At 63.0% G+C, this 16,374-nt stretch carries 9 protein-coding genes; 5 read left to right on the top strand and 4 right to left on the bottom strand.

Going from position 1 to position 16,374, the window contains the following annotated elements:
- The 3 genes from AC1RRC_RS32910 to AC1RRC_RS32900 form a co-directional block, all read left to right on the top strand.
- The coding region (locus tag AC1RRC_RS32910) for an AMP-binding protein (RefSeq protein WP_493060126.1) at positions 1-2,139 on the top strand (2,139 nt) is incomplete at its 5' end.
- A 174-nt stretch (positions 2,140-2,313) separates the two neighbouring features.
- A complete protein-coding gene (locus AC1RRC_RS32905) occupies positions 2,314-2,523 on the top strand; it encodes an MbtH family protein (protein ID WP_493060125.1) in 210 nt (69 codons plus the stop codon).
- A gap of 63 nt (positions 2,524-2,586) precedes the next feature.
- The gene (locus tag AC1RRC_RS32900; RefSeq protein WP_493060124.1) at positions 2,587-4,296 is read left to right on the top strand and encodes a cyclic peptide export ABC transporter; all 1,710 of its coding nucleotides are present in this window, start codon (positions 2,587-2,589) and stop codon (positions 4,294-4,296) included.
- 64 nt (positions 4,297-4,360) lie between these two features.
- Here the strand turns inward: AC1RRC_RS32900 and ectB are convergent, their stop codons facing one another.
- The 4 genes from ectB to AC1RRC_RS32880 form a co-directional block, all read right to left on the bottom strand.
- Positions 4,361-5,680 carry a diaminobutyrate--2-oxoglutarate transaminase gene (gene ectB, locus AC1RRC_RS32895; RefSeq protein ID WP_493060127.1) on the bottom strand — a complete coding sequence of 440 codons (1,320 nt, stop codon included), beginning with the start codon at positions 5,678-5,680 and terminating at the stop codon, positions 4,361-4,363.
- 162 nt (positions 5,681-5,842) lie between these two features.
- The gene (locus AC1RRC_RS32890; protein ID WP_493060123.1) at positions 5,843-8,908 is read right to left on the bottom strand and encodes an efflux RND transporter permease subunit; all 3,066 of its coding nucleotides are present in this window, start codon (positions 8,906-8,908) and stop codon (positions 5,843-5,845) included.
- Positions 8,909-8,932: 24 nt separating this feature from the next.
- Positions 8,933-10,072, bottom strand: a complete 1,140-nt coding sequence (locus tag AC1RRC_RS32885; RefSeq protein ID WP_493060122.1) for an efflux RND transporter periplasmic adaptor subunit — start codon at positions 10,070-10,072, stop codon at positions 8,933-8,935.
- A 55-nt stretch (positions 10,073-10,127) separates the two neighbouring features.
- Positions 10,128-11,492, bottom strand: coding sequence for an efflux transporter outer membrane subunit (locus AC1RRC_RS32880; RefSeq protein WP_493060119.1), 1,365 nt, complete (start codon positions 11,490-11,492; stop codon positions 10,128-10,130).
- A gap of 280 nt (positions 11,493-11,772) precedes the next feature.
- Here AC1RRC_RS32880 and AC1RRC_RS32875 point away from each other — a divergent pair, with 280 nt between their 5' ends.
- On the top strand, positions 11,773-13,776 hold the full coding sequence (locus AC1RRC_RS32875; RefSeq protein ID WP_493060117.1) for an alpha/beta fold hydrolase: 2,004 nt from the start codon (positions 11,773-11,775) through the stop codon (positions 13,774-13,776).
- Positions 13,777-13,957: 181 nt separating this feature from the next.
- The coding region (locus AC1RRC_RS32870) for a condensation domain-containing protein (protein WP_493060116.1) at positions 13,958-16,374 on the top strand (2,417 nt) is incomplete at its 3' end.

Genomic DNA, 16,374 nt, shown 5'->3' with positions numbered 1-16,374 from the left:
GACCAGGCCGGCATCGTCAACCGCCTGCAGTGGATGCAGGCCGAGTACCGCCTCACCGCGCAGGACCGCGTGCTGCAGAAAACGCCGTTCAGCTTCGACGTCTCCGTCTGGGAATTCTTCTGGCCGCTGACCTATGGCGCCACCCTCGTGGTGGCCCGCCCCGGCGGCCACCAGGATGTCGAATACCTGGCCGGCCTGATGGCCGAACAAGCCATCACCACGCTGCACTTCGTGCCGCCCATGCTCGAAGTGTTCCTCAACGGCGCACCCGATGCCGCCCTGCCGGCGCTGCGCCAGATCATGTGCAGCGGCCAGGCCCTGCCGCTCGAGTTGCAAAACCGCTGCCTGGCCGCGCTGCCGCATGTGGCCCTGCATAACCTGTACGGCCCGACCGAAGCCTCGGTCGACGTCACGGCCTGGCACTGCCGTCCCGACAGCACCTTGTCCAGCGTGCCGATCGGCCGGCCGATCGCCAATATCCAGATCCACCTGCTCGACGCCGACCTCAATCCGGTGCCGGTGGGTGTGGCCGGCCATCTGCACATCGCCGGCGTCGGCCTGGCGCGCGGCTACCTGAACCGTCCCGAGCTGAGCGCATCGACCTTCATCGCCAACCCCTTCAGCACCATCCCCGGCGCCCGCATGTACCGCTCCGGCGACCTGGCCCGCTATCTGCCCAACGGCGCCATCGAATACCTGGGCCGCATCGACGACCAGGTCAAGATCCGCGGCCTGCGCATCGAACTGGGCGAGATCGAAACCGCCCTGGCGTCGCTGCCCGCCGTGCGCGACGCGCTGGTGCTGGCGCGCGAAGACCGCCCCGGCGACAAGCGCCTGGTGGCCTACCTGGTGCCGCAACAGCCGGCCGTCGCCGGCCCGGACGAAGTGCCGGCCATGCGCGCCGCGCTGCTGCGCACCCTGCCCGATTACATGGTGCCCGCCCATTTCGTCTTCCTCGACCAGATGCCGCTGACGCCGAACGGCAAAGTCGACCGCCGCGCCCTGCCCGCGCCCGACATGAACGCCACCACCGCCGGCCATGTCGCGCCGCGCACGCCTTCCGAAGTCGTGCTAGCCGCAATGTGGAGCGAGGTGCTGGGTGTCGAACGGATTTCCGTGCACGACAATTTCTTCTCGCTGGGCGGACATTCGCTGTTGACGATCAAATTGTTCCATGCTGTGAAGGAGCAGCTGCATGTCAGCATTCCGCTGGCAACCATTTTCAGCGCGCCGACGTTGGCTGAGCTGGCCGCCGCCATCGACGCCGCAAGTCCAGCGGCATCGCTGCTGGTGCCGCTGCAGGCCTGCGGCGACGGCACCCCGCTGTTCTGTATTCATCCGGTCGGCGGCCAGGCCAGCGTCTACCAGCAGCTTGCCGACCGCCTGGGGCAGGATGTCCCCGTGTACGGCGTGCAGTCTCCGGAGAGCGCCGGATTGCCTCAGCGATACGACTCGGTGGCGGCTGCCGCGGCGGACTATTGCACGGCGATCCAGGCGGTGCAGCCGAGCGGTCCGTATCGTCTATTAGGCTGGTCGAGCGGCGGCCTGTTTGCGTTGGCGCTGGCCGCCGAGTTTGAACAACGTGGCCTGGCCGTCAGCTACCTGGGCTTGCTCGACAGCTATGCGCTGCCGGCCAACGTCGATGCCGGAACGGAGCCGGACCTGCAACAGGCCGCAGCGGTGACGCTGAGCGCTTTGCGCGGCGGGGCCATGCAACCAGCAGAACTGTTGGCGCTCCAATCCGCACTCGCGGAACGCGGTTTGACCATGCGCGACCTGTACGATCCGGCCCACCAGGCGTTCTTCCTCGATCTGCTCGGCCAAGCCCTGCATCAAGTGGTGGGCAATGGCTTGCTGGAGCATGTGAAAGAGCAATTGAAGGTGACGGCGCGCCATCTGCAATTGCTTGCAGGCTATCAGCCGCCGGTCCTGCAAGCACCTTTGCACAGGCTGGAGGCGCAGCAGGCCGGTACCGGCCGGGCGCCGCGGCAGGCCGTGGTCGATGCCGCGCAAGTTCCCGCGACGACACCGGGCGACCATTACAGCATGCTGAAAGCGCCGCATGTGCAAGCGCTGGCCGCTGCCGTGTCGGCGGCCATCCACGCGCTATCCCGCTCGCTGAAGGAGCCGCAGTCTTAAACGGCAACCGCCTTTCCCGCCACGCTTGGCCGAAGGTACAGTTCCTTCGCCAAGTGCGGGCTGCTACATTCACCACCGTGCGACGATGGGGTTTGCGCTCCCGCACCATGAGGTACACAACCGGCGCCGCTGTCCGTTATCTTTTTCTCTCACCCTTTATTTTGGAAAGATTTTATGTCAAGCCAAGAACAACAATTATTTGCAGTCCTGATCAACGACGAACAGCAGTATTCGGTGTGGCCGGCCGGCCGCGTCATCCCGCTAGGCTGGCGTGAAGTAGGCGCGGCCGATACCAAGGAAGCCTGCCTGGAACGCATCAAGGCACTCTGGACCGATATGCGTCCACTGTCGCTGCGCCAGCAGATGGACCAACAAGTCCATTGATCGCCCCCCGCATCGGCATTCCTGGCGCACGGCCAGAATGCCGATGCGCTTTCCCCCATTCCGGTGCCCCGGCTGTACCGATGCCGGCGCCGCCATGTTCAACCTTGGCCATTGGCCTGGATACCCATGAACCTCATAAAATACCTGTACCAGCAATCCTGGCGCCTGCTTTTGCTCGGCCTCGCCGCCGCCCTCATCAGCGGCATCTGCGCCGCCGCATTGGTGGCCGTGATCAATAACGGCATCTCGGCCGACGCCAGCCTGGCTTCGTTCGCCTGGGCCTTCTTCGGTCTTTGCCTAGCCTACCTGGCCGCCAAATCGGCATCGGAAATTTCGCTGCTCCATCTCACGCAGAACACCATTCAACAGCTGCGCATACGTCTCGGCGAAAAACTCCTGGCCACCAGCCCCAAGCAACTGCAGCGCATGGGCAAACCGGCGCTCCAGGCCATCCTGACCAAGGACATCGACACCTTCACACAAGCGTTCCAAATGCTGCCGCTGGCGATCGGCAACGGCATCATCATTATCGTTTGCCTGGCCTATATGGCCTTCCTGTCCTGGCAATTATTCCTGGTCTTCACGGCGACCCTGCTGGTATGCCTGGTCGGCTTCCACTTCGCCGAGCAGCGTCCGCTGCGCCAACTGGTCCTGCTGCGTGACAAACTCGATGCCGTTTACCGGCAATTGCGCAGCCTGACCGAAGGCAGCAGGGAATTGCAGCTTAATGCCCAGCGCGGCAATCAATTCCTGGCCGATGTGCTCTCGCCCAGCACCCAGGAATTCAAGCGTCTGTCGATCCAGAGCATGGGGGGCTATGTCTGGATCCTGAACGTCGGAACCATCCTGTTCTACATCGTCATCGGGATCAACCTCTTTGTCATTCCGCTCTGGATGCCGCAGGAACCGGCGACGCGCATCGGCATGACCCTGGTGCTGCTCTACCTTATCCGTCCGATCAGCGACATGATGAATGTGTTTCCGACCTTGCGCCAGGCCGGTATTGCCTTAAAAAAAATCCAGCAATTGCAGGAAGATCTGAGCCCTGTGCAGCGGCATGGCAGTGTCAATCCCTTCGCCACCGGCGCCCCGCTGCACCTGGAGCTGCGGGGCGTTTGCCATCATTACCCTGGCATCAGTGAAGACAATCCCTTCATGCTGGGCCCACTCGATCTGACCATCAGGCAAGGCGAAATCGTCTTCATCGTCGGCGGCAACGGCAGCGGCAAGACCACGCTGGCCATGCTGCTGCTGGGTCTGTATGAGCCGGAGCAAGGCGCGGTCCACTTGAACGGGTTAGCCGTGACCGCGGCCAACCTGCACCATTACCGCCAGCACTTCTCGGCGGTCTTTGCCGACTTCCATCTGTTCGAGCACTTGTTGGGCGCCGACGACGATATGCTGGCCGCGCGCGCCATGCGCTATATCAAGCTGCTCGATATGGATCACAAAGTCGCCGTGTGCGATGGAAAATTTACCACCACCGAGCTGTCGACCGGGCAACGGAAGCGGCTTGCGTTGGTATCAGCCTATCTGGAAGACCGTGCCGTGTACCTGTTCGACGAGTGGGCCGCCGACCAGGATCCCGTCTTCAAGCGCGTGTTTTATACCGAGTTGCTGCCGGACTTGAAGGCGCGCGGCAAGACCGTACTGGCCATCACCCACGACGACGCCTACTTCCCTTATGCGGACCGTATCGTCAAGGTGGCGGACGGCCAATTGGAGGCCGTCACACAGCAGACCAGAAGGCTCCCTGAGGCGGCTCTGGCCTGAGCGGCGGAAATGAAACAGGGCACGTCGACCGTGCCCTGTGCGGAAGGTGGAAGGCGCTAAGCCATCAGACGCTGGACAGCTTGGGATGCATGGCCTGCTCGAAAGCTACCTCCAGCAATTGCAGGCCGCGCAGCAGCTCCTCGTCATCGATGGTCAGCGGAGGCAGCAATTTGACCACCTCCCCTTGCGGCCCGCACGTTTCGACTATCAGGCCAAGCCCGAAAGCCAATTGCGACACCTGTTGCGCCAACGCGCCATCGCCCAGATAAATACCTTGCATGAAACCGCGGCCCCGTCGTGCTGCAAGCGGTAATTGCCGGCGCAGGCAAGCCGCCAGCGCCTCCAGGCGGGTTTCCAGCAGTGCCGTCTTCCCGGCCAGCGCCTGCGCGAAGTCAGGTTTGGCCCAGAACTCTTCAATGGCTGCCTTGGCCGTGACAAAGGCCAGGTTGTTGCCACGGAACGTACCATTGTGCTCGGCGGGTTCCCATACGTCATGCGCCGGCTTGATCAGGTTGATCGACATCGGCAATCCATAACCACTCAGCGATTTCGACAGACAGACGATGTCGGGCTCAACTTGCGCCATTTCAAAACTGAAGAATTGACCGCTGCGACCGCAGCCCGACTGGATATCGTCGACGATGAGCAACGCGCCGTGCGCCTTGGCCAGGGCCGCGAGCCCTTCCAGCCAGTCCGGGCTCAGTGCGCGCAAGCCGCCTTCGCCCTGGATCGTCTCGACGATAAAGGCTGCGGGAGCGTCAACGCCGCTTCCTTCGCTCAGCATTTTCGCCAGGTAGTCGAGCGTATCCAGGCCTTCCCCCAAATAGCCCTGGTACGGCATGAAGGTGACGCCGCCCAGCGCCTGACCGGCGCCGCGGCGCTTCTTCGGCGAGGCCGTGGCGGCCAGCGATCCCAGGCTCATGCCATGGAATGCGTTAGTAAAGGCAATGACGTTGTGCCGGCCGGTAACCTTGCGCGCGAGCTTCAAAGCCGCTTCGACGGCATTGGTGCCGGTCGGGCCGGTAAATTGCAGTTTGTAGTCGAGCTTGCGGGGCAACAGGATATGCTGCTGAAAGGCACGAATGAAAGCTTGCTTGGCGCTGGTGTAGAAATCCAGGCTGTGGCTGACGCCGTCGGCGGCGATATAGGCCAGCAATTGCGCCTTCAGCGCATCGGAGTTGTGGCCATAATTGAGCGCACCGGCTCCCATGAAGAAATCGAGATAGGCGCGCCCGTCCTGGTCGTACTGACAGGCCCCTTTGGCGCGGCCTATCAACACGGGAAAGTCACGGCAATAGGATCGCACATTTGATTCGTAGGTGACGAAATCCTGGAAGAGGTCCGCGGTGAGACCGCGTTCCATCACTTGCGATGTATCTGGCATTATTGAGTCTATCTGCTCGGCGGAGCGTTGCATGGTTGATTGATCGTCCGGCCCAGGCTGGATAAGCGGTGCCGGACCCGCGAGACGCAGCGGCAGCGGCAGCGTCGGCGCGCACCTCAGCAGAAATGGTGCGCGCAAGTTGAAGTAACGACTGTCAATGTATCAGATGAGTTTCTCCTGCGAACCTGTACCATCGACCATCGCCGTCGGGGTGCGCTTGCCGAAGTGGCGTTCCAGCCACACCAGTAAATCATCGACATAAGTGAAGACCACCGGGATGACCAGAAGGCTCAGGAACGTGGAAGTGATCAAGCCCCCGATTACCGCAATGGCCATCGGGCCGCGGAAGCTCGGATCGGTGCCCAGGCCCAGGGCCACCGGCAACATCCCGGCGCCCATCGCGACCGTGGTCATGATGACGGGCCGGGCGCGCTTAAGGCAGGCATCAACCAGCGCCGCGTAGCGCGACATGCCCTGTACGCGCCGCGCCACAATCGCATACTCAACCAGCAGGATCGAGTTCTTGACAGCGATCCCCATCAGCATAAGCAATCCGATCAGCGAGGGCAGGGAAAAGGCCTTGCCTGTCACCAGCAGAGCGGCAAATGCGCCGCCAATCGAAAGCGGTAGCGCCGCCAGGATGGTCACCGGCTGCAGGAAGCCGCGGAACAGCAGCACCAGGACCATGTACACGCACAGCACACCGGTCAGCATCGCCAGCGCGAAACCGCTGAACAATTCCTGCATGATTTCGGCATCGCCGAACTGCCCCCGCTTCACGCCAGGCGGCAGGTTCTTCAGGCTGGCGAAGCTATTGACTTTCTCCATCACCTCACTCAGTTCACGTCCGTTGAGCTCGACATGGATGATGACGCGGCGATTGCGGTCCAGACGGTCGATGCGCGCCGGGCCGCTGTCGATGCGCAGGTCCGCCACGGCGCCCAGCGGTACATTGCCGTTCTTGCCCGGTACCGGCAAACGCGCCAGCAAACCCAGGTCCGCGCGCGCCGATGCCGGCAGGTACACCCGGATCGGCAACTGCCGGTCCGACAAGTTCAGTTTGGCGAGCAACTGCTCATAGTCGCCGGCGGTGGCCACACGCAAGGTGTCGCCGATGGCGGCCGCGGTCACGCCCAGGTCAGCGGCCTGGGCCACCTTCGGCGTGACAATAATTTCCGGGCGCACCAGGCTGATGCTGGAAGTGATATTACCCAGTCCAGGCAAGGCGCGCAGTTCGCGCTGCACGGCCTTGGCCGCGCTGGCCAGGGCCTGTGGATCATCGCCCGTCAGCAGCAATTGCAACAGCTCGCCGTTACCGCCCACGCCCACAGTAACCCTGGCGCCGCTCAAGCCACTCATGGCTTGGCGCAAAGCGGTATCGATATCGGCCTGCTTGCGCTGGCGCTCGGTGCGCGGTTTCAGCAGTACCGTTAGTGTAGCTTTACGCACTTCGCCGCCACCAATGGCGCTGTATACTTGCAGCACGTCCGGATCGCGCATGATCAGGTGTCGGGCCGCCTCGGCGGCGGCCTGGCTGTCGGCCAACGTGCTACCAGGTTGCAACTCCACCGTGACCTGCGTGCGTGCCACATCGCTGGGTGGAATGAAACCGGTCGGCAACAACGGAATGAGCGCCAGCGACAAGATGAAGAACGCGGCCGCCAGCAACATGGTCTTGCCCCGGTTGTTCAAACACCAGGCGGCAGCCTGCATATACTGGCGCATGACCTTGCCTTCTTGCTCAACGTGTGCAACCAGCGGCTTGAGCAGGTAGGCGGCCATCATTGGCGTCAACAGCCTGGCGACGACCAGCGAGGCGCCGACGGCAACGGCGGCAGTCCAGCCGAAGTGGCGAAAATACTTGCCGACGATGCCACTCATGAACGCGGTCGGCAGAAACACGGCGATCAAAGTGAACGTGGTCGCGATCACGGCCAAACCAATTTCATCAGCCGCCTCCATCGCCGCCTGGTAAGGCGTTTTCCCCATGCGCAGATGGCGCACAATGTTCTCGATTTCGACGATGGCATCGTCCACCAGAATCCCGACCACCAGCGCCAGGGAAAGCAAGGTGACCCCATTCAGCGTAAAGCCGAACAGATACATAACCAGGAAAGTCGGGATGATTGACAGCGGCAATGCGGCGGCTGACACCAGCGTCGCGCGCCAGTCGCGCAGGAAGGCCCAGACAACCAGCACTGCCAGCAAGGCGCCTTCATACAGCAAGGACATCGAGCCGGCATAGTTTTCCTCCACCGCGTCGACCGCATTGAAGGCTTCGTCAATCTTGACATGCGATTCCCGCTTGCGCAATTCAGCCACCGCTTCACGCACCGCCTTGGCTACCGACACCTCGCTGGCGCCCTTGCTGCGGGTGATTTCGAAGCCCACCACCGGCTGACCGTCGAGCAACGTGAGCGCCGTGCGCTCCGCATGTCCGTCGCGAATGCTGGCCACCTGGTCGAGACGCACCGCTTCGCCGTTGGCCAGTGTCAGTTCCATAGCGGCGATTTCCTCGACGCTACGCACAGTACCAATGGTGCGTACCGATTGCCGCTCCCCGCCGACGTCGGCACGGCCGCCGGACGCTTCCTGCTGCACGCGCTGTAACTGACGCGAAATGTCGGCGGCCGAGACATTCAAGGCCAGCAGCTTGGCCGGATCCAGTTCGATAAGGACTTCACGTTCGACGCCGCCGACCCGGGCCACCTTTCCGACGCCCTTGACAGCCAACAAGGCTTTGGACACGGTGTTGTCGACGAACCAGGACAACGCTTGCTCGTCGAGCTGACTCGAGCTAACCGTGTAATTGAGGATGGGTTGGCCGGAGGTCGTGGGCTTGGTGAACACGGGGTCGCGCACGGCAGCCGGCAAATCGCTGCGCACGCCGCCGACCGCGTCGCGTACGTCGTTGAGCGCCTCCGTCACATCCTTCTCAAGCCGGAACTCGACCATGGTCTGCACCACACCGTCGTTGATGGTGCTATAGATGTGCCGCACGTCTGCAATGGCGGCAACCGCACCCTCGATCTTGCGCGCCACTTCCGCTTCCAATTGCGGAGGCGATGCCCCCGGCAGGCTGGTGGTAATCTGCACAAACGGCAGTTCAATGTCAGGGCTATCCTGTATCGGCATGGCCTTGAAACCGAACAGGCCGGAAATGGTCAACAGAATAAACAGCAGAATCGCCGGTACCGGATACTTGATCGAAAACGAGGAGAAATTCATGGATGAACCTTCACCGTGGCAAGATTAGCGGCGCGCCAGCGGCGCGTCCTGGCTTACCGGGGCAGCGAGTTGCACCGTGTCACCGTCGTTAAGGAAGCCGGCCCCCTGGGCCACCAGCCGCATGGCCTCCGTGGCGCCGGACAGCACTTCCACCCGGCTGCCGACCCGGCGTCCCAGCGCCACCTGATGCTGGCGCACCTGGCTTTTGCCATCCAGCTGAAACACATAATGATTACCGTCGCGCGTAAGCAAGGCGCTTTGCGGTAGAGTCAGGGCTTTGCGGCGCCCCAGCTCAAATCGGCCGGTGGCGAACATGCCGGCATGGGCGATACCCGGCGGCAGGTCGACATACACTTGGGCATAGCGGCTGACCGGATCCACAGTCGGCCCGATTATGCGTACTTTCCCTTCGATCTGAATACCATTGGCTGTTTCTACCGCGACCTTCTGGCCCGGCGCGATCCCGCTCAGCGCAGTCGATGGCACGCTGGCACGCCATTCCAAGCGGCCTTGCCGGATCATGCGAAACAACTCCGTGCCGGCGCCGGTCACTGCACCCACGCTGGCATTGCGGGCCGAGATGACGCCGGCATCAGGCGCTCGCAGCTCGGTCTGGTGCAGGCGGATCTGGTTCAGGCGCAAGCCGGCCTGGGCCGTCTTCAAGCGCCCGCGCGCACTTTGCTCTGCGCTCAAATATTGTTTGCTCTGTTGGGCGCTCAGCACACCGCTGCTGGCCAGTTGCCGAGCGCTTTCCGCCCCCAGTTCAGCTTCCGCGAGCGCCGCCTGGGCCTGTTCCACGGCACCTTCCTGCTGGGCCAGGTCGGCGGCTACGGTCTCCGCAGCAAAACGGGCCAGCACCTGGCCACGCTGGACCTGATCGCCCACATTCACCAGCACTTCGGCCAAGCGCAGCCCGCCCAATTCGCTACCGACAACAGATTCTTGCCACGCCGCGATATTTCCGTTGGCCGTCAGTTGCACTGGCCACTCATCCCACCGGGGTTGGATCGTGCTGACGGTCAGCGTCGGCCGGCTCTCCTTGGCGGCCGGCTTGTCCGGCGCCGCGACGCCCGTGGCGCCGGGCAGCATTGTCCATACCAGAGCGCCGCCACCGGCAAGCACGGCGGCCGCAAGGGCAGCCCGTTTGAGTGTCATCTTTTTCATCGAATTTATCTTTCCGCGTTGGAGACGGCGGCGTGTACCGCCGGGGAGGGAATGCTCAGGTGGCGTCCTGGGCGCGGCGCCAGCCGCCACCCAAAGCCTTGTAGAGCGCGATCCAGGCCGCAACACGCTCACGCTGCACGCCAATCAGCGTCTGACGCGTCGCCAGCATGGTGCGCCGCGCGTCTTCCAGTTCAAACAGGCTGCCGTTGCCAGCCTTGAATTTTTCTTCGCGCGTCTGGAAATAGCGTTCGTAGTCGCGCGCCGCAGCCGCCGCGTCCGCCTCGCGCCGGCCAATGGAATCGAGGCGCAACAGGCTGCTTTCGATGTCGCGCACGGCGCTGCGCACGCGCTGCCGGTAGATCGCTTCCGCCTCGTCGTAACGGGCCTGCGCGGCAGCCGCCTCGGCACGGCGCCGACCGCCGTCGAACAGCGGCAGATTCAGTGCAGGTCCCAGCGACCAGAGATCGGCGCCGCTGGCCCCGTGCACGCCGGTCCTGCCAATACTGGCGCTCAAACTCAGGCGTGGATAGCGGTTGGCTTCAGCGACATTAATGTCGGCGGCCGCAGCGGCCAGATCGCGCTCAGCTGCGGCAATATCCGGACGTTGCGCCAACGCGGCAACCGGAACCGTCTGCACCGATATGTCGTGCGGTCTCGGCAAATGTGTCGAGCGTCCCAGCAGCGGACGGAGCTTTGCTTCGGTGATGCCCGTCAAATCGACCAAGGCTTGCACCGTCAACGCACATTCCAGTTGCTGCGATTGCAGGCGCTGGCGTCCATCGGCAATGGACGCATCGCTCAACACCGCATCACCGGTGGCCGCCAGGCCGGCCTTGATCTTCAACCCGGTCAACTGCCCCGTTTGCTGGCGCGATTGCAGGTCCTCGGCCAACACGGCGGCGCCAGCTTCGCAAGCCCGCAAACCAAGCAACGTGGTAGCCACTTCCGCGCCCAGCGACACGCGCGCACCATGCCAGTCCGCGGTGCGTGCCGCCATACGGGCCTCGGCCGCTTCCGCGCCTTTGCGCCTGGCGCCGAACAAGTCAATCTCCCAGCTGGCGTCCAGGCTACGGTTGGTGACCGTCCCGATGGCGGTGACGCCAGGGCTGACAGGCGCCTGACTACGGACAATACTGCCATTCGCATCCACTGCCGGCAGCTGGGCGCCCTGCGCCGCCCCCAGGTAGGCGCGCGCTTGCGCCACGCGCGCCCGCGCCTGGGCCAGAGTGGGATTGTCGGCCAACGCAGCATGCACCAGCTGCGGCACCAGTGGATCGTCGAACTGCGCCCACCACTCGTTGAGATCGGTGTTGGCGGACTGGGCCGAGGCAGGCAATGCGGCTGTGAACTGCTGCTCCACCGCCGGCTCGGGCGCGCGGTAAAGCGGCCCCACGGTACAGCCGCCGAGGGCACCGATCAAGACGATGGCCACACCTCCAGCTCTGGCTCTCCTATTTAACAAGTACATCCAGCTGTCCCTCCGTGTTGCAGCCAGCTCCTGACGGCGCAAGTACCGTCCGCTCGCGTACAAATTGAAAGCGGCGATGGTAATAGAAGCAACAATCCGTCGATACTGTACTTTCGCCCAGCTGCTGGCGTCCCGGAACGCAATCATAATCACCCGCTGTTAAAAGCGCAGTCTGTCTACGCGCGCGCACGCGCCGCCTCGCGGTTCGAAGCCGCCCCAACCAAAGTCAAGCATGAAATACATCACCGTATCAGGACTCGATCATCAGATCGCCCCCTATTTCGTTTTGCATCAATTACGCGAAGGCGTATCCCGGGTCAACTGCATCGCCGATAATGAAGAGGCCTACCGGCAACTGGTCGAGCAATTGCGTGCCGTGCTGGCCGCTGAAGACGCATGTGTGAGCCTGCTTGATCGCCTGCAATGCAGTGCCGTGCAGCCAGCCGATGCAACGATTGAAATCCAGTTTCACTTCCTGTCAGCGGCCGCCCTGCAACAAATGTTCGAGCAGGAGGCCAGCCACCGGCCAGCCGGCGCGCCTGCGACGCCGGCGCAAAAGGTTTGCCTGATCATCGACCGGCACAACCTGCCGCAGGAACGGACGATCGACAGTTGCATGCGCAGCGTAGAACAGGCAATGCGGGCGCGCTATCCGGCCAGCAGCATCAGCATCTATTGTCTCGGCGCCTGCTTTGATGACATTCCGCTGCTGCAGGTGCACGCCGCCGGCAGCGCGGCACCATTCGCCACGCTGGTGGCGCAAGCGGCTGGTTTCATCGGTGAAATCCGCCGCCGCAGCCCGGCCTACTTCGAACACTACACGCTGCAGACCCAGCATCACTGCCAGCAGCAATTCCGTGTCATGGCGGCCAGCAAAGCAGCCCGGTTGCTGGTTCACGCAAGCGCGCAGGCCCATGTGGCGCGCAATGTGGTGGTGGGTGCTCATGGCATCAGCGTATTGCAAATCCTGTCCAGCCTGGCGCAAGCCGCGAATGCCGGCCGGATGGCCACGTATGACGTCCCGGTGCCGAAAGACTCGCCGTCGGAGGTGTTTGACAAGGGGGTGGCCCAGATGATTGCGCATGCCCTGCAGGAGGCGACCGACCTCGAGGAAGCGCAGGGCGGCCAGTTCGTACTGCACCAGGTCGCATCGGCAGACGTTGATCCGCTACTGCTGATCCAGGACACCTTGCGCCGGAACGCCGCCGAGAGCGAGCTGATGCGTCGCCCCTTCCTGTCGTTGCCGGGCCTGCGCACCATTACTTGCGGCGGCGTGCGCTACCACCGCTACGGCTCCGGATCAACAGTATTACTGCTGGTTAACGCCTTTGGGTTGACGCTGGATTTCTGGACCATGCTGGCCGAGGCGATGGGCAGCCAGTTCAGCGTCATCGCCATTGACAGGCCCACTGCGGCATTGATGGAAGAAGGGGTTTCGGCCTCATATTATGGCGCCAGCGACTACCTGGCCGACTACCTGGGCCAAATCGGCGCAGTGCTGGACAACGAAGCCATCACCGCCTGCCACGTGGTGAGCTGGTGCAGCGGCGCAAAGTTTGCGCTGGAACTGGCGCGCGCCTATCCTGCCATCATCGCTTCGCTCAGCTTTGTGACGCCATCGTTCGCCGGCATGGCCGGCTTCCAGGGCGAGGACTCTCCCTACGAGAAGAACCTGGCGACGATGTGCAAGCTGGTCGAAAAGAACCCTAAATCGGCCGCCACCATAGCCAAAACCATGATGGCGATCATGGAAAAAGGCGCCAATGATATGGCGCGCTTCGCCAGCGGCCAAAAGGATTATACGAATGTACTGGCGTTGGCCGACCATGACCACCTGCCTTTCGTGTACCGGCCTTTCGCCAGCGCGGAGAACCTGATCGCGTTCAGCGCCCAATTGACCCGTTTCCGCGAACATAATGTCGCGCCCTTGCTCTCCGGCGCCACGCTGAGGCTGCCGGTGATGCTGATTACCGGACGCTCTGACATCACCACGTCGTCTGCTCGCGCGGCAGATGTCTGCGGCCGCCTGCCGAACCTGGTTGGCTTTGACGTCGAGGGTGGCAGTCACTATGTACTGCATCAAAATTACCGTCTGATCAGCCGCCTGTTGGCCGCTTTCGTCAACGAAGGACTGGGCATGAAGATGAACCACTTCCGCGTCACCCGCTCCTTGTACCGTAAGGAGGCGCCGGCGTCCGGATTCGATCGTGACCAGCTGGCGGCGCTGCCGGCTTGATGCGTCGATCTGCAGAACGAAGCCAGTTCCGGCTTCAAGCGGGCACGGCGCCATGCGCCAGCCCGGCAACGCCCGGGCCAGGCATAAGCTGATGGCCGGGCGCCATCAGCTGCCCTTCAACTTCTTTTCCAGGCGGCATCGCAACGTTCCCTGCCGCCTACCCCATTGAAAGACTTCGAACATGAATGAAATAGAACTTGCCGCTCTCAAGGCTGAATTGCTTGCCAGCCTGCTGGAAGAGGAAGCGCAAATGGCTCCGGAGATGCCGGCACTGGCGCCGGTTTCCCGCGACGGCAACCTGCCGTTATCGTTCGCCCAGCAGCGCCTGTGGTTCTTTGGTCAGTTCGAAGCCGGGAATGTGCTGTACAACATTCCCGCCGCCATGCGGCTGAGCGGTGCATTGGATGTGGCGGCGCTTGCCCGCACCATCAATGAAATCGTGGCGCGCCACGAGGCGCTGCGCACCACGTTCACCATGATCGGCCAGGAGGTGGCACAGGTGATCGCGCCGCAACTGGAAATGACGCTGGCTGTGACCGACCTGAGCGGTCTGCTGGAGGCCGAACGCGAAGTCCAGGCACGACGGCTGGCCGAAGAGGAAGCACAGACGGCATTCGACCTGAGGATTGGCCCACTGATCCGTGCGCGCCTGCTGCGTCTGCGCGAGGACGAGCATATTGCACTGTTTACCGTACACCATATTGTCTCCGACGGCTGGTCCATGGGCGTACTGGTACAGGAAGTGGCGGCGCAGTATGCCGCCTTGATCCAGGGCCGTCCGTCACCCTTGCCGCCGCTGGCCATCCAGTATGCGGACTTCGCGCATTGGCAGCGCCGCTGGCTCAGTGGAGATGTGCTGGCCCGCCAGTTGGACTATTGGACAGCGAACTTGTCCGGCGCACCCACGTTGCTGAAATTGCCGACCGACCGCCCACGCCCAGATAAACAAAAATTCAACGGCGCAGTGTTCCCGTTCACTGTTCCACCGGCGACAACGGCGGCGCTGCAAGCACTAAGCCAGCAACAGCAGGCGACCCTGTTCATGACGTTGACCGCGGCGTTCAATGTGGTGCTGGCCCGCTACTCCGGCCAATCCGACATCTGCATCGGCACTCCCATCGCCAACCGCAACCGAGCCGAGACGGAGCCCCTGATCGGATTCTTCGTCAATACACTGGTGTTGCGCACGCAAGTCGATGCCCAAGCCTCGTTCATCGACCTGCTGCAAGCGGTGCGTACCACCGCACTGAGCGCATACTCTCATCAGGATGTGCCGTTCGAGCAACTGGTGGAGGCTCTTAAACCGGTGCGCCACCTCGGCCACTCCCCACTATTCCAGGTCGCGCTTGCCTTGCAAAATGCCCCGATGCAGCGTCTTGAATTGCCTGGGCTGAGCCTTCAGCCCCTGGCGGTCGATAGCGGCACCTCCAAGTTTGACCTGACGCTCAACATCGTCGAGCAGGACGGCGCGCTGACCTGTTCCTGCGAATACAGTACCGACCTGTTCGATCCTTCCACCATAGCGCGTCTCGCCGGCCACTTCTCCTGCCTGCTGGATGCCATCGCGGCGAATCCAGCCAGTCGCGTCAGGGACTTGAACATGCTGTCCGCCACCGAGCGCGAATCTCTGGCTGCCGGCCGGCGCGAGAGCGCCGCCACGCCCATAATGTATTTGCTGGATGACGACCTGAATCTGGTGCCCGTCGGCGTACCCGGCCATGTGTATCTGGAGGCTGACGATTCAGTCATGGCGGCATCCGACTATAACATGAGCATCGCCCATCCCTTCGCGGCCGAAGCTGGTGCCATGCTGCACCGTACCGGCGATCTGGCCCGCTACCTTGCGGACGGGAGTATCGAATACCTGGGCCAAGCGGATCAGCGTCACGACGACACGAATGCCGGCGACATCGACGTGCCCTTTATGCTTCCACGCACGGAGACGGAGCGCGTCATTGCTGATATCTGGGCGGAAGTGCTGGAGAAGGAACCGATCGGCATCAACGACAACTTCTTCACCCTGGGAGGACATTCGCTTCTCGTCGCCGTGGTGATCAGCCAGATCGAAACCCAGCTCGGTGTCGCCGTACCGATCGAAGTCTTCTTTACCGCGCAGACGGTCGCCTCGCTCGCCAGCCATATCGATGAGACCTCGCAGGACGGTAACGCCGTCCTCCTGCCCGGAATAGAAAGGCAGGACCGCGCCGCGCCGCTGGCCCTGTCGTTCGCCCAGCAACGCCTGTGGTTCCTCGACCAGTTCGAAAGCGGCAGCGCGTTCTACAATATTCCCGCCGCCGTGCGCCTGCGCGGCGCGCTCGATATCGCCGCCCTGACCCGCACCGTCAACCAGGTGGTGCACCGGCACGAAGCGCTGCGCACCAGCTTTGCCACGGTCGACGGCGCACCGCTGCAAGCCATCGCCGCCAGCCTGGAACTGGCGTTGCCGCTGCAGGACCTGAGCGCGCTGCCGCCGGCCGAACGCGAGGCGCGCGCCGCCTGGCTGGCCCAGGACGAGGCCCGGACCCCGTTCGACCTCGGCGCCGGTCCCCTGATCCGCGCCCGCCTGCTGCGGCTGAGCGACGATGAGCACATCGGCCT

This window comes from Pseudoduganella sp. GW821-FHT12E03, from assembly GCF_058807115.1.
This window is presented reverse-complemented; position numbering and strand designations above follow the sequence as displayed.